Origin of the sequence: Enterobacter sp. Ap-1006 (assembly GCF_011752835.1) — a bacterium.
Taxonomy (GTDB): Bacteria; Pseudomonadota; Gammaproteobacteria; order Enterobacterales; family Enterobacteriaceae; genus Cedecea.
In genome coordinates this window covers 1,227,604-1,245,028 of record NZ_VWWU01000001.1, presented here as the reverse complement: position 1 = coordinate 1,245,028, position 17,425 = coordinate 1,227,604, and the positions used below count along the sequence as shown (strand labels likewise).

At 56.2% G+C, this 17,425-nt stretch carries 18 protein-coding genes; 10 read left to right on the top strand and 8 right to left on the bottom strand.

What is annotated here, in order from left to right:
• Positions 1-21 precede the first annotated feature (21 nt).
• Together F3J28_RS05705 and F3J28_RS05700 are read right to left on the bottom strand one after the other, a co-directional pair.
• Complete coding sequence (locus tag F3J28_RS05705) at positions 22-1,161, bottom strand: ABC transporter substrate-binding protein (protein ID WP_166873596.1); 1,140 nt, start codon at positions 1,159-1,161, stop codon at positions 22-24.
• Positions 1,162-1,188: 27 nt separating this feature from the next.
• Positions 1,189-2,214: an ABC transporter ATP-binding protein gene (locus tag F3J28_RS05700; RefSeq protein WP_166874463.1), complete on the bottom strand. Its 1,026-nt coding sequence runs from the start codon at positions 2,212-2,214 to the stop codon at positions 1,189-1,191.
• A 161-nt stretch (positions 2,215-2,375) separates the two neighbouring features.
• On the opposite strand from F3J28_RS05700, the gene F3J28_RS05695 reads away from it, so the two are divergent.
• The 3 genes from F3J28_RS05695 to F3J28_RS05685 are packed head-to-tail and all read left to right on the top strand — an operon-like array spanning position 2,376 to position 4,942.
• Positions 2,376-3,146 (top strand): MBL fold metallo-hydrolase, encoded by a 771-nt coding sequence (locus F3J28_RS05695; protein ID WP_166873594.1) that lies wholly within the window; start codon positions 2,376-2,378, stop codon positions 3,144-3,146.
• An 8-nt stretch (positions 3,147-3,154) separates the two neighbouring features.
• The gene (locus F3J28_RS05690; RefSeq protein ID WP_166873591.1) at positions 3,155-4,162 is read left to right on the top strand and encodes a LacI family DNA-binding transcriptional regulator; all 1,008 of its coding nucleotides are present in this window, start codon (positions 3,155-3,157) and stop codon (positions 4,160-4,162) included.
• A gap of 9 nt (positions 4,163-4,171) precedes the next feature.
• Positions 4,172-4,942: an inositol monophosphatase family protein gene (locus F3J28_RS05685; protein WP_166873589.1), complete on the top strand. Its 771-nt coding sequence runs from the start codon at positions 4,172-4,174 to the stop codon at positions 4,940-4,942.
• Between the two features lie 20 nt (positions 4,943-4,962).
• Here F3J28_RS05685 and F3J28_RS05680 read toward each other — a convergent pair whose 3' ends face one another.
• Both F3J28_RS05680 and F3J28_RS05675 read right to left on the bottom strand, forming a co-directional pair.
• On the bottom strand, positions 4,963-5,379 hold the full coding sequence (locus F3J28_RS05680; protein ID WP_353620570.1) for an SH3 domain-containing protein: 417 nt from the start codon (positions 5,377-5,379) through the stop codon (positions 4,963-4,965).
• A gap of 49 nt (positions 5,380-5,428) precedes the next feature.
• The gene (locus F3J28_RS05675; RefSeq protein ID WP_166873585.1) at positions 5,429-6,211 is read right to left on the bottom strand and encodes a chitosanase; all 783 of its coding nucleotides are present in this window, start codon (positions 6,209-6,211) and stop codon (positions 5,429-5,431) included.
• Positions 6,212-6,367: 156 nt separating this feature from the next.
• On the opposite strand from F3J28_RS05675, the gene F3J28_RS05670 reads away from it, so the two are divergent.
• The 4 genes from F3J28_RS05670 (at position 6,368) to F3J28_RS05655 (ending at position 9,354) form a co-directional block, all read left to right on the top strand.
• Complete coding sequence (locus F3J28_RS05670; RefSeq protein WP_166873582.1) at positions 6,368-7,762, top strand: cytochrome ubiquinol oxidase subunit I; 1,395 nt, start codon at positions 6,368-6,370, stop codon at positions 7,760-7,762.
• Positions 7,762-8,775 carry a cytochrome d ubiquinol oxidase subunit II gene (cydB, locus tag F3J28_RS05665; RefSeq protein ID WP_166873579.1) on the top strand — a complete coding sequence of 338 codons (1,014 nt, stop codon included), beginning with the start codon at positions 7,762-7,764 and terminating at the stop codon, positions 8,773-8,775. Before F3J28_RS05670 ends, cydB begins: the two co-directional genes overlap by 1 nt.
• Positions 8,775-8,897 carry a DUF2474 domain-containing protein gene (locus F3J28_RS05660; protein WP_008461441.1) on the top strand — a complete coding sequence of 41 codons (123 nt, stop codon included), beginning with the start codon at positions 8,775-8,777 and terminating at the stop codon, positions 8,895-8,897. The genes cydB and F3J28_RS05660 overlap by 1 nt, the downstream gene beginning before the upstream one ends.
• 169 nt (positions 8,898-9,066) lie before the next feature.
• Entirely contained in the window at positions 9,067-9,354 is a 288-nt protein-coding gene (locus tag F3J28_RS05655; RefSeq protein WP_166873576.1) for a hypothetical protein, read from the top strand.
• A gap of 38 nt (positions 9,355-9,392) precedes the next feature.
• On the opposite strand, the gene F3J28_RS05650 is transcribed toward F3J28_RS05655, so the two are convergent.
• The 3 genes from F3J28_RS05650 to nfrB are packed head-to-tail and all read right to left on the bottom strand — an operon-like array spanning position 9,393 to position 14,913.
• The gene (locus F3J28_RS05650; RefSeq protein WP_166873572.1) at positions 9,393-10,307 is read right to left on the bottom strand and encodes a DUF4434 domain-containing protein; all 915 of its coding nucleotides are present in this window, start codon (positions 10,305-10,307) and stop codon (positions 9,393-9,395) included.
• Entirely contained in the window at positions 10,307-12,691 is a 2,385-nt protein-coding gene (locus F3J28_RS05645) for an NfrA family protein (RefSeq protein ID WP_166873570.1), read from the bottom strand. Before F3J28_RS05645 ends, F3J28_RS05650 begins: the two co-directional genes overlap by 1 nt.
• Positions 12,688-14,913, bottom strand: a complete 2,226-nt coding sequence (gene nfrB, locus F3J28_RS05640) for a cyclic di-3',5'-guanylate-activated glycosyltransferase NfrB (RefSeq protein ID WP_166873567.1) — start codon at positions 14,911-14,913, stop codon at positions 12,688-12,690. Before nfrB ends, F3J28_RS05645 begins: the two co-directional genes overlap by 4 nt.
• A 316-nt stretch (positions 14,914-15,229) precedes the next feature.
• Here nfrB and F3J28_RS05635 point away from each other — a divergent pair, with 316 nt between their 5' ends.
• Positions 15,230-15,559, top strand: a complete 330-nt coding sequence (locus tag F3J28_RS05635; RefSeq protein WP_008461433.1) for an SMR family transporter — start codon at positions 15,230-15,232, stop codon at positions 15,557-15,559.
• A gap of 42 nt (positions 15,560-15,601) precedes the next feature.
• Here the strand turns inward: F3J28_RS05635 and F3J28_RS05630 are convergent, their stop codons facing one another.
• A complete protein-coding gene (locus tag F3J28_RS05630) occupies positions 15,602-16,150 on the bottom strand; it encodes a helix-turn-helix domain-containing protein (RefSeq protein WP_166873564.1) in 549 nt (182 codons plus the stop codon).
• 106 nt (positions 16,151-16,256) lie between these two features.
• On the opposite strand from F3J28_RS05630, the gene F3J28_RS05625 reads away from it, so the two are divergent.
• Complete coding sequence (locus F3J28_RS05625; protein WP_166874458.1) at positions 16,257-16,916, top strand: AzlC family ABC transporter permease; 660 nt, start codon at positions 16,257-16,259, stop codon at positions 16,914-16,916.
• Positions 16,916-17,239: an AzlD domain-containing protein gene (locus F3J28_RS05620; protein ID WP_166873561.1), complete on the top strand. Its 324-nt coding sequence runs from the start codon at positions 16,916-16,918 to the stop codon at positions 17,237-17,239. The genes F3J28_RS05625 and F3J28_RS05620 overlap by 1 nt, the downstream gene beginning before the upstream one ends.
• Positions 17,240-17,425 lie beyond the last annotated feature (186 nt).

The window sequence follows — 17,425 nt, the reverse complement described above, 5'->3', positions numbered from 1 at the left end:
GAACCGGGCGCCAGGAAAGGATTAGTTAGACACCTGGCTTTCGTACCCTTCTTTGATGTCGTCAAAGTAAGGCGCTATCGGGAAGCTCTTGCCGTAATCGGCGAGCGCTTTCGGGGAAATCTCGGCAAACAGTTTGCTCCAGGTTGCGTCGTCCAGCTTCGGTTTGACGTACTTAGCGTCAATGCCCGGATACCAGTTGAACTGCTTCACGATCCCGTCGGCCTGCACTTCCGGGCTGGTTGCCAGCGCAATGAACTCGCGCGCCAGCTCAGGCTGTGCCGCTTTGGCCGGCGTGACGTAATACATCGGCTGCCCCGGCATGCCCGGTGAAAGCAAAGCGAGCTTGATGGACGGCGGCAGTTTGCCCTGATCTTTCCAGGTGTAGAACATATCCACCCAGACCGGCCCCATGGCGATTTCCCCGCGGGTCAGCATATCCAGCGTACCGGCGTTGCCCGGCGTAAAGGTCACGTTCTTATTAAACGCTTTCAGCTTCTCAAAAGCCTGTGACCAGTTTTTCTCTACGCTCTTATCGTAAGGCAAGGCGGATAAACGCTGGGCGTCGGTGCCGTAGGCGTAGATCCAGCCAACGACAAAACTGACGCCGGACATGCCGTTTTTAATACCGTTGTAGCCGAACGCCTGAGGGTGTTTCGCCGCCCACTCAACCAGCTCGTCATAAGAGGCCGGTGGCGCTGTCATGGTTTCACTGTTCCAGGCGATGGCCGTCTGGCTCAGGAACATCGGCATCACATAGCCGTCCACGTTCACGCCCAGCGCATTTTTCGCGTTATCCGCGGAGACCATGTCGCCCGTTTTGATGTGCTGGCGGTATTTTTCCAGCAGCCCTTTTTCCACCAGTTCGCCGCCCGCTTTCTGGTGAACCACCGCCACGTCGATATCCCAGGTTTTGGCCCCGCTCTGCTGCTGAGCGCTCAGTTTTTCGATGATTTTATTCGAGCCTGCGTCCCCCGGTCCGGTGCCGACCACGCGCACTTTTACCCCCGGATGCGCGGCCTCAAACTTTGGCCCCAGCCAGGTTTTGACGTAATCCACCATATTCTGGTCACCGGCGGTGGCCACGTTTAAAACGGTTTCCGCCTGTACCCCATAACTTAAAAACAGCGCCGTTACGGCGGCAAGTCTGGTTTTAGTAAACATAATTACCCCTCAGAAAAATAGACTGGTTCAAGCTGTGTAGGACGAACTAAAAATATGCAGGGCTGACTCAGGCACATGCAGCCTGACTTTTGTATTCAACGGCAAATTATCAACAGAGTCGGCATGGAAAAGACGCTGCCGGCAGCGAATGGCGTAGCGATAGTTGTGGCCAATAAAAGCATTTTGCTCAACCACCCCTTCAAGCGTTAATCCACCCTCCGGGAAAGACTTATTTAATGATGAAAGCGCGGCATCCGAACTTCTGAAATAGACTTCCTGGTCACCGCTATTATTTAGCGAGGCCAGGCCCAGGGTATTTATTTCTTCCGCCGTAATACAGTTATCGGCTCCCATAAAATCAGCCACAAAGGGTGTGGCGGGCTTTTGATAAATCTCTTCCGGGGTGCCGGTTTGCTCGATTTGGCCGTTATTCAGCACCACAATGCGGTCGGCCATCACCAACGCTTCCTGCTGGTCGTGGGTGACGATCACCGAGGTGAAGCCCAGCTTTTTCTGCAGTTGCTTGATTTCGTGGCGCACGTTCAGTCGGACTTTGGCATCCAGGTTCGACAGCGGCTCATCCAGCACCAGTACGTCTGGCTCGATGGCCAGCGCGCGCGCCAGGGCCACGCGCTGCCGCTGCCCGCCGGAAAGTTCGGTGATTTTAGCCCCGGCAAGGCCGGTCAGGTTCACCATCTGTAATAGCTCAAGCACTCTGGCCTGAATCGCGTCCCGCCGCCACTTGCGTAGCTTCAGGCCATAACCAATATTTTGTTCCACCGTTAAATGCGGCCACAGCGCATAGCTTTGAAATACCATGGTGATATTTCGCTGCTCCGGCGGGCTTTGGGTAATATTATTCCCGGCCACAACAATATGGCCCTGCTTAACAGGAATAAACCCACACAACGCGTTCAATAACGTTGTTTTCCCGCAGCCGGACGGGCCCAGCAATGCAATCATCTCGCCTTTCTTCACGGCAAGATTAATTTCTTTTAGCACCACCTTTTCGCCGTAACTAATTTGCAGGTGCGCCATTTCCAGGTAGCTCATAACGGTATCCGACATGTTTGTTTACGTCTTTTTTGCTCTGAATGAACACGTGTTCATTTCACTGTAAAAAAAATGAAACGCCGCTCAGAGATGATGTGAGCCTACTGTGGCGTGTCTTTGTGACACTTTAATTAACCGCGATAAATTTTTAGCGAGGGGCAATGAAAATCGACGTGCTTGGCTGCGGCAGCGCTTTCTCCCGCTGGCAAAATACTTCCGCGCTGCGGATTGTTGATGACGAAAACCGGCAATGGCTTATCGACTGCGGCCCCACCATTCCCCGTGCGCTGTGGCAGCGCGGCGGCGGCATCAACGACATCGACGTGCTATTTTTCACCCACGTGCATCCCGACCACTGCACCGGGTTAACGGCGCTGCTTAATCACTGGAAGAGTTTTGCCCGCCAAAAGCCGCTGGTGATCTACAGCCAGCCGGCACAGCGCGAAGTGTTGATGCAGCTGGCCTCGCTCGCCAACTGGCCAGAACCTTCGCTCTGCTTCCCCATCGAATGGCGCGACAGCGAAGCTGATTTTCACTGGCATCACTGGCGGATTCGCACAGCCCCAACCCGCCATGAAATGGCCAATCTGGCGCTGCGCGTGGATATCCGGGAATATGCTTTGTTCTATAGCGGCGACGGGCGGCCCACCGAAGCTTCCATCGCGCTGATGGCCGGTGTGGACCTGGCGTTTCAGGAGTGCGCCTCGCTGTCTGAACTGGCGGAGGACGCCTCCCACGGTGATTTCCCGGGCTGCATGAAGCTCTTTACGTCGCTGGGGTTGCCGTCACTGGGGTTGTATCACTGTAACGATGCCATTTTGCCCGCGCTGAAGCTGGCCTGCCGCCCCCACGCCGGGCTGTTCGTCAGCCAGGACGGGCTGCAGTACGACTTCCATCAGCAGCGGTTTTACACTGAGGATTATTTGCCTTGAGTTCGTCGATGCATAAACAAAGCGTGACCGCCGAAGATGTGGCCCGCCGGGCGGGCGTTTCGCGCGCCGTGGTTTCCCGGGCGCTGAGCAACAACGGCAGTATTTCCCCTGCCACACGGGAACGCGTGCTGCAGGTAGCCGAAGAGCTTGGTTATCAGGTCAATTTTCTTGCCCAGGGCCTTAACCGTCGCCGCAGCCATCTGATTGGCGTCATCGTGTCGCGCATCAACGATCCGTTTCGCAGCAGCCTGCTTGACGGCCTTCTCAGCGAAATTCAGCGCAACGGCTTTCAGGCTCTGGTGACAGAGATCCGCTCTGAGCAGGAGCTGGCGGAAACGCTGCGCCACTTCACTCAGTTTCGCGTCTCCGGCGTCATCGTCACCTCCGGCAAGCCTCCCGAAGCGCTGGTGAACGAGTGCGTGCAGCAGCATATTCCGGTGGTTGGCATCAACCGCCAGCCCGACATTCCCGGCGTGGATTACGTCTGTTCGGATAACGCCGCCGGGTCGGTGCTGGCCGCCGAACAGCTGGTCAACAGCGGGTGCAAACATTTTGGCTGGCTCAATAATCACTCTTCTACCTGGGCCGGCAGAATGCGCGGCGAAGCGTTCCGCCAGGCGCTGATCGAACGTGGTGTAAACGTTGAGCAAAACCTTGCTTCGCTGCTTTGTGCAGAGGAAGGCTATGAAGGCGGCTGGCAGGCCGCAGCGGCCGTAACGCAGATCCCCGACGGTATTTTCTGCGCCAACGCTCAGCTGGCGTGTGGCTTTCTCGACGGGATGCGCCAGCGCGGCAAATATGCTCCACAGGATTTTCAGCTGATCGGCTTCGACAACACGCCACAAACGGCGCAGTACAGCTACCGGCTCACCACCCTTAACCAGGACGTGGCGGAAATCTCCCGGCTGGCGCTGGCTCACCTGCTGGAGCGCGCCCGAACGCCTGCACAGCCTTCACGCACCAGTTGGGTGAAGGTCAACCTGATTCACCGACACACGTCAATCTCCCTTACTTAAGAGCAAAACATGACCGAACAACAGCTACAGGCGTTATGCACGTTAATCCGCGAAGCCGGCGCCCGCGCCCAGGCGCTGCGCGATGCAGGCTTAAGCGTGGAAAAAAAAGGCCGCCAGGATTTCGTCTCACAGGCGGACATTCTGGTTGAGCAAGAGATTAAAAGCTGGCTGCAGACGCATTGCCCTCAGGACGGCTTTCTGGGGGAAGAAAGCGGCCTGGTGGAAGGCGAGCGTGGCGTCTGGGTACTCGACCCGGTTGACGGCACCACTAACTTTATTCTTGGCATGGACTACTGGTGCGTCTCCCTGGCTTACGTCAGGCAGAATGTTATTGAGCTGGGGATTATCTATGCCCCCGATCGCGATGAGTTCTTTTTCGCCCGGCACGGCGCGGGCGCATTCCTGAACGATAAACCGCTCAAGCTGCACGATCCGTCCCCGGAAGGCGTGGTCATCGGCCTGGGCCGTTCCAGCCGCGCGCCGGTTCCACTCTATGCGCGCACTATAGAAGATGTGCTGAGCGACGGCATGGAATACCGGCGTTTTGGCGCAGGCGCGCTGATGCTGGCGCACGTTGCCGCGGGCCAGGTCCACGCCTACTACGAGGAGCATATGAACAGCTGGGACGCGCTGGCCGGGCTGCTGCTGATCACCGAGGCGGGCGGCAGCAGCACTGCATTTCTCGCCAACGGCGGCCTGTTGCAAGGTAATCTGGTACTGGCCGGCTGCACCAGCGTGCAGGAAAGGTTAATGGCGCTGCTGGATGGCGAAATGAATTGATTAAGCCCTCTGCAACTTAGCTAGTTCTGAAGTAGTGCAACGTTCTCATGGGGTATCCAACCCCATTCCCCTTCAGATGTCTCTGCCCAGTACCAGCCGTTCAAAGAGCGCTTGACGGTAAGTCTCTCATTCACGTTTACCGTCAGTTCGTGTGCAGTGTAGTCTTCCAGACAGACCGCTTCATGCGGCCCCGACAGGGTAAAGATTTGCTGCGGCGCCCAGCCTGACTTGCCGCATGAGAGCGTGACCCACACCCAGCCGCGCCACTCGAGATCGCTATGGCTAATGGCGACGGTTTCATGGCGTTTGATCTGAATGGGATTCGGGAAAGCTGAGAGATAATTCCGGGTAACAATCACGACGCTATTCACAATACGGCCTCCATTGCTCAGTGAACAGCTAAAGCCTGGCACAACGCTGGTTACTGCGAAAGTCACCTTTGTGCCCTTCGGGCTAAATCGCCCTGAAGGACAAAAAGGTTAGCATTCAGTGCTCAATCACAAAGTCTTCGTCATTGGTCCGCCAGCGCAGCGGCGGTGACAGGCTGTAGTTCCCTTCTCTGAGAAAACGGCGCTGCTCAAGCTCAACTCGCGACGTATCTTCGTGGGCTTTTTCTTCCCGCATAATAGTCACCCGGGCATCTAAAAACGCGTTCAGCCAGGCTTTCTCGTTACCGCCCTGTGAGGGTGTTTGGGCTACTTTTTTTGCCGCCGCACGAATGCCACCGAACGCCTCCCGTTGATCACCCGGCCCATGCATCACCAGCGCATCATGGTAGATAAACTGCCCGAGCGTGCTCAGCCCGTCGTCTTTCGCTTGCTCGACGGCGGGCTCCAGATACTGCTCCGTCAGAATTTCATCCTGCGCCTCCCGAAATGCGGGATCTTTTGCCGCCCGTCTCCAGGCATCAACAAAATCAGGGTCAAGTCCGGTATGGGCGCTACTTTCTTCTTCCGCGAGCTTTTTCAAGGCTGGCAGATACTTCGCAAGCGGGTTGGCCGCCCGCTTTGACGTGTAGCGCTCCACAACGTCGAGCATATCGTCATTGGCGGAAGTAAAGCCGATCAGACCAGCGGTATAGCCGCGATCGTCGTCGATATCTTCTATATAGGCATACTGTTTTCGCCAGTCCAGCGAGGAGTTTTCCGCGCTGGAGACCAGCTGCATGGCGATCTCTCTTTTGGCGGGGGACAACAGATCCAGGGCAAAAGCCGGGGACGCCAGGCAGAGTCCAATCAGTAAAAATACGCCAAACTTCGGTGACAGCATCTTGTTCCCCTAAAAGAGTATTCGCGATATAGACTGGAAAGTTTGGAATTAGTTCTCAGCCAAACTGTTATCCCTTTTTCGTGCCCCTCTGTTTCTACATCCCGGACGTGGTGCGGCCTACAATCGAGCCGAATAATTTGCTATGCGGAGTTCTGCATGTTCGGTTTAGACGCTTTTCACCTGGCGAGGATCCAGTTTGCTTTCACTGTCTCCTTCCACATTATTTTCCCGGCCATCACCATCGGGCTTGCCAGCTACCTCGCGGTACTTGAGGGGCTCTGGCTTAAGTCTAAAAACCCGGTTTACCGCTCGCTGTACCACTTCTGGTCGAAGATTTTTGCCGTTAACTTTGGCATGGGCGTGGTCTCCGGGCTGGTCATGGCCTACCAGTTCGGCACCAACTGGAGCGGGTTCTCGCAGTTTGCCGGCAGCATCACCGGCCCGCTGCTGACCTACGAAGTGCTGACCGCTTTCTTCCTTGAAGCCGGTTTTCTGGGCGTGATGCTGTTCGGCTGGAACCGCGTTGGCCCGGGCCTGCACTTCTTCGCCACCTGCATGGTAGCGCTCGGCACGATTATCTCCACTTTCTGGATCCTCGCCTCAAACAGCTGGATGCAAACCCCGCAGGGCTTTGAGATCCACAACGGGCAGGTCGTGCCGGTGGACTGGCTGGCGGTGGTCTTTAACCCGTCATTCCCTTATCGCCTGCTGCATATGTCCGTGGCGGCGTTCTTGAGCAGCGCTTTCTTCGTCGGGGCCTCCGCCGCCTGGCATCTGCTGCGCGGCAACAGCACACCGGCCATTCGCACCATGTTTTCAATGGCCCTGTGGATGGCGGTGATTGTCGCCCCCCTTCAGGCAATGATCGGCGACATGCACGGCCTGAATACGCTCCAGCATCAGCCGGCCAAAATCGCCGCCATTGAGGGACACTGGGAAAACCGTCCCGGCGAGCCGACGCCGCTGCTGCTGTTCGGTCTGCCGGATATGGACCAGGAGCGCACCCGCTTTGGCCTGGAAATCCCGGCGCTCGGCAGCCTGATCCTCACCCACAGTCTGGAAAAACAGGTGCCAGCCCTGAAAGAGTTCCCGAAAGAGGACCGCCCTAACTCGCCGATTGTCTTTTGGTCGTTCCGCGTGATGGCGGGCTTAGGCATGCTGATGATCCTGCTCGGCGTCGCCAGCCTGTGGCTTCGCTACCGCGACCGGCTGTTTGAGAGCCGTCCGTTCCTGCGTTTTGCGCTGTGGATGGGGCCATCGGGGCTGATTGCCATTCTCGCCGGGTGGATTACGACGGAGGTTGGCCGCCAGCCCTGGGTCGTTTATGGCCTGCTGCGTACCAAAGATGCCGTGTCTGCCCACGGTACGCTGCAAATGAGCCTCAGCCTGGCCGCTTTCTTTGTGGTGTACATGTCGGTGTTTGGCGTCGGCTACGGCTACATGATTCGGCTCATCAAAAAAGGCCCGCAGCCGTTCGACGACCATCCGGCACAAGGCACCCCATCCCGCCCGCTGTCTGCGGTCGCTGAATCACTCGAGGAGACGCGCTAATGGGCATCGATTTATCTGTTATTTGGTTTGTGATTATCGTCTTCTCCACCCTGATGTATATCGTGATGGACGGTTTCGATCTGGGGATTGGCATTTTGTTTCCGTTTATTCGCGACGCTGAAGACCGCGATGTGATGGTCAACAGCGTGGCACCGGTCTGGGACGGGAACGAAACCTGGCTCGTGCTGGGTGGGGCTGCCCTGTTTGGTGCCTTCCCGCTGGCGTATGCGGTTATTGTCGATGCCCTGACTATTCCACTCACGCTGATGCTGGTGGGGCTGATTTTTCGCGGCGTCGCCTTCGAGTTCCGCTTTAAGGCCACGCCGGCGCATCGCCCCTTCTGGGACAAAGCGTTCCTGGGGGGATCGATTCTGGCGACTTTTTGCCAGGGTATTGCCGTCGGAGCCGTTATCTCAGGCTTTTCAGTCAGCGGGCGGCATTTTGCCGGTGGCCAGCTTGACTGGTTGACGCCGTTCAACCTGTTCTGCGGCCTGGGTCTGGTCATAGCCTACGCTTTACTGGGTGCCACCTGGCTGGTGATGAAAAGCGAAGATCCGCTGCAAAGAAGAATGCGGAGCCTGACCCCGGCATTGCTGCTGGCGCTTTTGGCCGTGATAGCGGCGATCAGCCTCTGGACGCCGCTTCGCCACGCGAATATTGCCGAGCGTTGGTTCTCCCTGCCAAATCTGCTGTTCCTGCTGCCGGTTCCGCTGCTTGTCGTGCTCTTAAGCCTGTGGCTCTGGCGCAGCGTGCGGGCAACCGACAGCCTGCACGCCACGCCGTTTGTGCTGACGCTGGGGCTGATTTTTCTGGGCTTTAGCGGGCTGGGCATCAGCATCTGGCCAAACATCATTCCGCCGGACATCACGCTGTGGCAGGCCGCTGCGCCACCGCAAAGCCAGGGCTTTATGCTGGTTGGCGCGCTGTTTATTATTCCGATAATCCTGGTTTACACCTTCTGGAGCTATTACGTATTCCGCGGGAAGGTGCAGCCTGGCGAGGGCTACCATTGATGAAAGAGACCGCTAAACGTGTCATGTGGATGGTTATTCTATGGAGCGTCAGCGTATTTGCGCTGGCCGCAGTGGGGATGGGTTTTCGTCTGCTGATGACCGCCGCAGGCTTTAAATCTTAATTCGCTGAGCCGTACGTCGTGGGAAGGAATATGTTCAGTCCTTCCCCGTTAACTCATCCTAAATCCATGGTGAAGAAATTGATTTTCTTTAGAACTGTGCTAATTCTTTAATGCGTTAATGAGGAAAAACAGTTAACCATTTCAATGAAACATTCAGAGGATGACAAAGATGAAATATATGCTACCCGCACTGGCTTTAGCGCTGTTAGTTTCGTCACCTGTTTTTGCGGCAAAACAAATTACTCATGAAGAATCATCTGGTTATACAAAAATTGGCGATCTTTCCCTGGAACAAGACGGGACCCCGACCGTCGGACACAAGGATTTATCCAAAGAGGTAAATCAAAAGTGTGAAGCGTCCAACGTGAAGCCTGCCGACTGCTTTTATGTGATAATCGCCGCCACCGGCGACGAGTCTAATCATAAAAATATTAATATCGAAGTCTTTAAGAAATAAATAACCAGACGGCCCTAAAACAGGGCCGTCATTCATTTTTATTTCACTTCTGTTTTCACGCTAGCCTGCGGTACATTACGATATTGTAATATTCCAGCGGCAACATCTAAATAACGCAGCGAAAAATACACTCTGTCCTGCCCCGCTGCGGGTTTGACAGACATTAAGCGCTCCTGATCGGCAGTAGAAACAGGCTCGGCGCTAAAGTGAGCGGTATTTTTATCCTGACGGAAGAGTTCGATCACCTCACCGCTGCTTTGCGTTTGCCGGTACAGCGCTCGCGCAGCTGGCGTTAACACGCCCGTCCCGGCCCCGTCCTGCACCCAGATTTTCACCCCGCTGTGGCTCAAGGTGGTCACCCATTTTTGGTAGCCATCCGGCGACATATTGCCGGCAAAGAAGCTGCTGACGGCAATCGGTTTATCGGCCACCGAGGCGAGAGACTCATGGGTTTTTGTCAGCCATGCCAGCGCGGCCTGCTGCATATCCGGACTTCGCCAGCGGCGGTCGTCCAGCTCGCTGCTGATGTACCAGCCCGCAATGTTTTCAGCCCCGAGCACCTGTGTCCAGCGCGTGGCAACCGCCACGTCCCGGGCGCGCAGCAGGTTAAAATAACTTTCAAGCGCAGTGAGCGGCTGATTTTGCCGTTCGAAGAATTTATCGTCCGCGGCCAGGCCCAGCACCAGCTTCAGCCCGCTGCTTTTGACCAGACGCGCCTTCCCTTCCAGCCAGTGCTGCGACTCCCCGCCGGCGAAGGCGTCCCCATAGCGGCTCCACTGAAAGACCAGAGTATCAATGCCCTGTTGCTTCAGCTGCGCCAGCATCGTGGTCCATTGCTGGTCGGTCATCGACATATCACGCAGCTGGGGCTGATACATTACCGCGTTAATGGCAAAGGCAGACGCCGGGCAAAACAGCACGGCCGCCAGCGTTAATGCCGGAGTAAATTTCATTACCAACGCACTCCTATGGTAAGGAACAGACTGTTTTTGGAATCTATATCGCGGTTACGGCCGTCGAATACCCGCTGGTATTCCAGCCCCACGCTCGCCTTGTGGGGATAAGCATCATAATGTGTTTCGCCAAACCAGGTGTTATAGCGAACGCCTACGCCGCCGAGCCTGTTATCCGTACTGCGTGAATGCCGCGTCTGGTTGTTGTACTGCACATGCCAGTAAGGTTCGATCGTGTGTCGCGCCGAAACCTTGTGGTGCCAGCTTTGGCGGTAATCGGCCGTGTACAGCTGATAGTCGTATTTCACGAAATGCGCCGCGTCCAGATAGAGGTTCTGCGCAAACCAGCCTTTACCCAGCGGGTGCCAGTCATCGCTGTACTCCCCGCCGTTCAGGAACGAGGCGCTGGCTCGCAGCATCATATCCGTCCGGGCATCGTTCGCCTTATCGAGAGGAAGCTGCTGCTCCACCGCCAGATAAATAACCTGCTCACGCAATGGCTTCCAGCGAACGCCCATTCCCACCATCGGCTGATAGACAGGCGCGATATTGCTGTGCCCTGCGCTGCCGCCAAACAGTCGGGTATAAACCGAAAGCTGATCGCCATCCAGAATTTGATTCTGACCAATGCGGTATTCAGCTTCAGCCTGGCCATAACTACGGTTGCTTTTATCTCGTGAGACGCCGCCGCCTGCGCCCGCTTCATTTTTAGAGGCGGAAGTCAGGCCCAGCGAACTGTCAAAGGAGAACGTCCAGCGCCGCTGGCTATCTTCGTGCACGCGGCGGAAGGCGAAGCGCTCTTTTTGCTGCGCGTCGGTTAAGCCTTTAGACGGGGTCAGCGTGTTGTCGATATCATCCACAACGCGCTCGCTGTAGCGTTTGGTTTGCGGCTTGTCATCCAGCCGCTGGTTGATATAAACCATCTGTCGCAGGATTTCCGGCGAGTCAGGCATGGTTTGCAACGCTTGCTCCAGCTCGCTGCGCGCGCCGGGCATATCTCCCGCTTTAAACAGCGCAAAACCGCGCGTGGCGTGATCCTGCTCCGGCGGGGTCTCAAAGTTCAGCTCCGGCATGGCTCGCTGCCAGGCCACCTGTCGCCAGTAGTCAAGCGCGGCGCTGTCTTTCGCCAGCCAGGCGCTGCGCGCTGCGGCACGGATGTCTTCATCGCTAAGCGTTTTAACCGGCACGCTCCGCAGGCTACTTTGCGCCAGCGCGTAGTCTTCTACGGCAAACGCCAGATAAGCCACCTGCCGCGCGTAGTAAGGATTAGCATCGCGGGATTGAGCCTGCTGGGCGGCATACAGCGCCATTCCCGGCGAGGTTTGCTGGTAGCATTCCGCGAGGTGCGACCAGCTCTGCGCATCGTACTGCGGCGACATGTCGCCCAGGATGGTGATGACTTTATCGCACTGGTCCTTAAGCACGCGCGCCTGAGCCATACGGATTTCAGCGCCGGAAAGCGGTTTGGGCTTCACAACCGGCAGCGCCGTCTCTGGTAGCTTCAGCCCGCCCCACGTCACCATCAGATAGCGCCAGTTATGTTTCTCACTGTCCGTATCAAAGGCAGGCTTGTGGCTGGACAGGTAATTTTCCAGTTCGGGATGTTTCTTGCGCTCCGCCAGGGACTGCGCGTAGGCCAGCTGCATACCCGGCGTGTTCATGACGCCCTGCTGCTGGAGATCCAGAATACGGCGATCGCGCCCAAGATGAAGCAGGATGGCAAACCACTGCTGATACTGCTCTTCGCTCAGCGTCGCCAGCCTGTCCTGCAGGGCAAAGCCGCGATCGGCAGTTTGCCACTCCTGCAGATAAATAGCGCGCTGAGTCAGGTTGTTAATCAGCGTGTGCCCCGCAGGCGAGGTGCGAAACGCATCGTCGTTGAACTGCTGCAGCGCGATATCCAACGCCCCAAGCTTAACGGCAAAGTTACCCACTTCGGCGCGGCATACTACGGAAGGAGAAGCGTTGCATTCGTCGTTAAACGCCAGCAGTTGCTCACGCGTTGTCACATTTTTAGCTGGACGGGGAATAGCGTCCCTCGCCCGACGGACCTGCGCATTGTCGGGCGTTTTGCGTAGTTGCTCATTCAGCAGCGCGGCCGCTTTATCGTCATGGTGAAAATGGCGATACGCTTCGGCAAGCCAGAGCGTCAGTCGGACGCTATCCGGGGCCAGCTCGCGGGCGTGCTGAAAACTGCTGATGGCACGCTGCTCATCGTTGGCTTTCAGCGCCTTTTGCGCGCGCTCAATGTGTGGATACACCTTGAAGTAGCGGTAATCGCTTAACCCCAGATCCTCTTTCGAACCTTCGGTGGCCGCCAGGGAATACCCGGCGATCATCAGGCCGCATGTCAAAATAGCTAACGGTTTAAGGCTGAACTTCATGCTATTTCTCCCGCAAGGCTGGAGATTTGCAGGCTGCTTAACCCGGCTTTATGCATCAGCCCATTTAAAGAAGGCTGGAGTATTTTTTGCTGTTCCAGCGCGCGATCGACCGCGTGTTGGTCGACAACTTGTTCCTGCACCAGGAAATCACCAAACTGCATTTCACTGCGCTCGTAGCGCAGCAGTACTGCTTTCAGGACCGCCTCATCCAGGTGACTTTCCGTAATCAGCACTTCGGCAAACAAAATTTGCCCGGAGACATACTCCTGCCAGATAGCCTCGGCCTGCTCCGGACTTAACATTTCCGCATTTACCGCTCTGCTGAGCAGTTCCGACGGGTCGTTTTCAGACTGGAGATACCAGCGACGTAGCCCCACCACAACTTCACCACGCGGCACGATAACGTAACTTACTGGACGCTGAACTTTGCGCCCCAGCGCAGCAAGAGAAACGGGGTCAATGGCGCTTTCACTGGCAAAAATCAGCGTTCCCTGCTCCTCGCGTAGCGGAAGCACCGCGTAGTGCAGCGCCACATTTGCCGGCACCGATTTAACCAGCGCCTCATCTAAACGACGGCTGTCGATGATTTCCATCGGCACGCTTGCCTGTTCCGCCAGAGCATTCGCTAGCTGTTGGGCCGTAATCACCCCTCGATTAACGAGGCTACCCCCAAGTTTGAGGCCAGGTACTCTGTTTTGCAGCGCTTCCATCAGTTGCTCTTCGCTGATAACGCCCTGGCTGACCAGGATTTCACCCAGCGGACGAAGAGCACGGTTGCGGGTATTGACTGTCGGGAAGTCATGGGTTGTTTTATCCCAGGCAACGCGCCTCGGATCTCCATGCTGGATCACCTGACGAATTGCACGCCAGTTGGCCATAAAGTTGATTAAGTTGCCCCAGAACAGGCGTGGAATGGACATCAGTCCCTGCCCTAAGCCGTAGTAACCGGTGACGAAAATAATTCGCTGTAAAATTCGGTTGGCCATCAGGAAAAAGTTTATCCACAGCAGAGTGCTGAGCCATGCGCCGCCGACAAAGATCGACAGGAACTGCCAGGCGCCTTCTACGCTGCGCTGATAAATTAACAGCGCCACCAGTTGCAGCATCACCAGCATGGCGGCAAAACTCAGGAAGTTAGCCACGGCGCCTTTCCGGTCGCGCCACAGGAAGTAGTTAAGTACCCAGTTATTGCTCCAGCGATGCGTCTTAAATCCCTGAAAAACGATACCAATAATCCAGCGGGACTTTTGGCGCACCGCAGTCGTATACGTATCCGGGAAATATTCGCGCACGCAGATCACTTTTGCGGTGCGTTTACGCTGGCCGAACGGCCTTGCGGAACGATCGGTGTCATCCACCACCGGGAAGCGACAGAATATCTCCTCCATCCCTTTTTGCCGCAGGCGGAAACCGATGTCATAGTCTTCGGTCAGACTTTGCACATCAAAGGCGATACCGTCACCATCGGCAAGCAGCGCCAGCACCGCGCGGCGGCTGAAGCAGGTGCCGACGCCAGCGCTTGGCACCTGGCCTGCCAGCGCCTCACGCACCGGGACATCCTTGCCGTGCAGCTCGGAGAACTCGTCGAGATAGCTCAGGCTGGTGAAATGGGTCCAGCTGCGCTCGAAGGGGTAAACCGGGATCTGAATCAGATCTTTACGATCAACGAGGTAGTTGAACAGCCGCAGCTCCATCGGGGAGATAACATCTTCTGCATCGTGCAGAATAAACCCTGAAAAGGAGAACCGGGCGTTACGCTCAAACTGCAAAATCGCATCAAGGATATTATTCAGGCAGTCGGCTTTACTGGTTGGGCCTGGGCGGGCGCAAACCACTTTGTGTACGTTAGGGAAACGGGCACACACCTCATCGACGTCGCGCTGCGTGTCAGGGTCGTTGGGGTAGGTACCGACAAAAATATGGTAATTCTCGTAGTCGAGCGTGCTTGCCGCAAGGCTCGCCATATTGCCAATAACGCCGGTTTCATTCCAGGCCGGCACCATAATAGCAAGCGGCTTTTCCTGTGGTTCATACAGCTGCTTATAGCCTAAATGATTATGCCGACGATAAACGGTACAGGCGCGCCAAAGGCGGCGGACCCAGAACACAATATCAATAAACAGATCGTCGATTCCGCTGATAAGCATCAGAATCGCCAACCCAATCGCTATGACCTTCAACCCATACAGATAAGTAGAAAAATAGTCTACTAACCAGTCCATGCCTCACCCCGAGGTTATTTATCGTTAACGACACTACACGACATCGCAGGCATACGGTCAGCCTCAAATGTTACCGGTATCATAGTTGATCAGAAAAATCTTACAAAGGATAATATTTTGCTATTTTCTTTCCTCAACATTAAAGACACTGCTCATTAACCATATAACCAGCTCAAGATTCTTTAATTAACAAATTAAACAGTTCATAAACATTCATCAGGATGAGTTCGCCTTTTTACCTGCCCGTCTTTCGAAAAATACGGCACCAGGTCAAAATAGCGCTCCGCAACCGCCGTCTCTCACTGGATACACCGACATGACCTACAGCTGGCTTATTCTCGCAATCGTTGCCGAAGTGATTGCCACCACCGCGTTAAAACTTTCCGATGGTTTCAGCCGCCTGTGGCCAAGCGTCGTCACGATTCTTTTTTATGCTGTCGCATTTTACGCGCTATCTATTACCATGCGCACTATCCCAACCGGGATCATTTATGCCATATGGTCCGGCGCCGGCATCGTGCTCATTGGTATGATTGGCTGGCTTTTCCTCGGGCAAAAACTCGACTGGCCTGCGCTGGCAGGGATGGCGCTGATTATACTCGGTGTGCTGGTGATTAACCTCTTTTCTAAATCCGTTGCACATTAACGAGCGCCGTCAGGGCTGTCTTATCACGGCAGCCCGGGTTTGTTAATTTTGCTCGGCCACCATAATGGCCATCGTGTCCGGCTCCAGCGCCCGGAAAATATGCGGCTGATCTGCCGGGTAGCAAATATAGTCTCCGACGCCCAGCTCTGCGGCAGACTCCGTCAGGCCGACCAGAGCCCGCCCCTGCGTCACAATAATATGCTCCACCGAACCCGGTGGATGCGGCTCTGAAAGCCTTGGCGTGCCGGGCTGCGCTTCGACCAGATAGATATCCCGACGCACGCCTGGCGGACAGGTTGCCAGCAAAATAGCGACATAATTAGCCTGTTCGGCGGCAATGCGGCTGCCCTCACCCCGGCGAATAATCTGCGTCCGGGCGCTTTGCGGCTCCAGCAGCGTGGCGAACGGAATATTTAACGCCACGCACAGCGCCCAGAGCGTCTCCAGGCTAGGATTACCGTTCCCGGCTTCCAGCTGTGAAAGCGTGGATTTCGCAATCCCGGCCCTGCGGGCGACTTCCGCCAGCGACAGCCCCGTCCGCCCACGTTCACGCACCAAACTTTTTGCGATGGTGTCTATTGGCTGGGTCATAAAACTCCCCCACTGTTCGTTAAAATGAACGATTCGTTCGCTTGATATGGTAACAGATTGCGGTCATTATAATGGCGATTTCGTTCGATATGGAAAACATAAGATGATGCGAGAACATCTCCGCACCCTGCCCGGAGACACCAAAAAAGCGATATTTCTGGTCTGCCTGGCCGTCGGCGTCGTGGGCGTCTCCTACGGCTCGCTGGCGATGGCCTACGGGTTCCCGCTCTGGCTGCCGGTTCTGGCCTCTTTTGTGGTGCTGGCGGGGGCATCCGAATTTATGTTTATCGGTATTATTGCCAGCGGCGGGAATCCTTTTGCCGCCGCGATGGCCGGTCTGCTGGTCAACGCCAGACATATTCCGTTTGGCGTCGCCGTGCGGGAGCTGGTGGGCACACGCCTGCTAAGCCTGTTGGGCTGCCATATCATGAACGACGAAAGCGTGGTGTTCGGACTGTCCCAGGCCACGCCTGAAAAACGCAAAGCCGCCTACTGGCTCTGCGGGGCTGGCGTCGGGTTCTTCTGGCCCGCAGGAACGCTGCTTGGCGCAGGCGTAGGCAGCCTGCTTCCCTCTCCGGAGGTTATCGGGCTGGATGCTGTATTCCCGGCTATCCTGCTGGCGCTGGTGATCCCGGCGTTTAAAAGCCGTACTACCCTGGTTCGCGCCTCGACCGGAGCCGCCATTTCACTTGCCGCCACGCCTTTCGTCCCCGTTGGCCTGCCGGTGCTGCTTTCAATGCTGGGCCTGCTGGCGAGGAAAAAATAATGACCAATACATTCACCGTGCTTGCCGGCCTGGCCGTGCTCTCCGCAGGAACATGGCTGATGCGCTTCAGTGGCGCAAAGCTCGGCAGCAAGCTGGCGCTTTCCGAACGCTCGCAAAAGCTGCTTAACGACGGAGCAACGACGCTGCTGTTTTCGGTGGCGCTGGCAACCACCTTTTTTGAAGGTGCGCACTTCGCCGGATACGCCAGGTTTGCAGGCGTTGCCGTGGCCGTAATCCTTGCCTGGCGCAAAGTACCGCTGATTTTTGTCATTATCGCCGCGGCGCTGGTTACCGCACTCCTGCGCCTCGCCGGTCTTCACTGATGGGCTGCCGCTTTTGCGCGGCCCTTTGCATATTCAGCCTTAACCGCAGCGCAACAAAACGCCTTCCTTGCCCGTTTTTACCTTGCTGACAAACCTTTAAATCACTTTTGATTCACCGAATAGTTTCGCGCGGGGATTATCGCTAGAGTAGCCAGGTTGTGTACTGACGCTGCCCCTCATCCCGGC

Bases quoted from the DNA above. Each gene is read 5' to 3' on its own strand.
- cydB (WP_166873579.1), top strand. From the start codon at position 7,762: ATGGGCATCGATTTATCTGTTATTTGGTTTGTGATTATCGTCTTCTCC.
- F3J28_RS05645 (WP_166873570.1), bottom strand. From the start codon at position 12,691: ATGAAGTTCAGCCTTAAACCGTTAGCTATTTTGACATGCGGCCTGATG.
- F3J28_RS05685 (WP_166873589.1), top strand. From the start codon at position 4,172: ATGACCGAACAACAGCTACAGGCGTTATGCACGTTAATCCGCGAAGCC.
- F3J28_RS05700 (WP_166874463.1), bottom strand. From the start codon at position 2,214: ATGAGCTACCTGGAAATGGCGCACCTGCAAATTAGTTACGGCGAAAAG.
- F3J28_RS05705 (WP_166873596.1), bottom strand. From the start codon at position 1,161: ATGTTTACTAAAACCAGACTTGCCGCCGTAACGGCGCTGTTTTTAAGT.
- F3J28_RS05655 (WP_166873576.1), top strand. From the start codon at position 9,067: ATGAAATATATGCTACCCGCACTGGCTTTAGCGCTGTTAGTTTCGTCA.
- F3J28_RS05660 (WP_008461441.1), top strand. From the start codon at position 8,775: ATGAAAGAGACCGCTAAACGTGTCATGTGGATGGTTATTCTATGGAGC.
- F3J28_RS05695 (WP_166873594.1), top strand. From the start codon at position 2,376: ATGAAAATCGACGTGCTTGGCTGCGGCAGCGCTTTCTCCCGCTGGCAA.
- F3J28_RS05625 (WP_166874458.1), top strand. From the start codon at position 16,257: ATGCGAGAACATCTCCGCACCCTGCCCGGAGACACCAAAAAAGCGATA.
- F3J28_RS05670 (WP_166873582.1), top strand. From the start codon at position 6,368: ATGTTCGGTTTAGACGCTTTTCACCTGGCGAGGATCCAGTTTGCTTTC.
- F3J28_RS05630 (WP_166873564.1), bottom strand. From the start codon at position 16,150: ATGACCCAGCCAATAGACACCATCGCAAAAAGTTTGGTGCGTGAACGT.
- F3J28_RS05690 (WP_166873591.1), top strand. From the start codon at position 3,155: ATGCATAAACAAAGCGTGACCGCCGAAGATGTGGCCCGCCGGGCGGGC.
- F3J28_RS05635 (WP_008461433.1), top strand. From the start codon at position 15,230: ATGACCTACAGCTGGCTTATTCTCGCAATCGTTGCCGAAGTGATTGCC.
- F3J28_RS05650 (WP_166873572.1), bottom strand. From the start codon at position 10,307: ATGAAATTTACTCCGGCATTAACGCTGGCGGCCGTGCTGTTTTGCCCG.
- F3J28_RS05620 (WP_166873561.1), top strand. From the start codon at position 16,916: ATGACCAATACATTCACCGTGCTTGCCGGCCTGGCCGTGCTCTCCGCA.
- F3J28_RS05675 (WP_166873585.1), bottom strand. From the start codon at position 6,211: ATGCTGTCACCGAAGTTTGGCGTATTTTTACTGATTGGACTCTGCCTG.
- nfrB (WP_166873567.1), bottom strand. From the start codon at position 14,913: ATGGACTGGTTAGTAGACTATTTTTCTACTTATCTGTATGGGTTGAAG.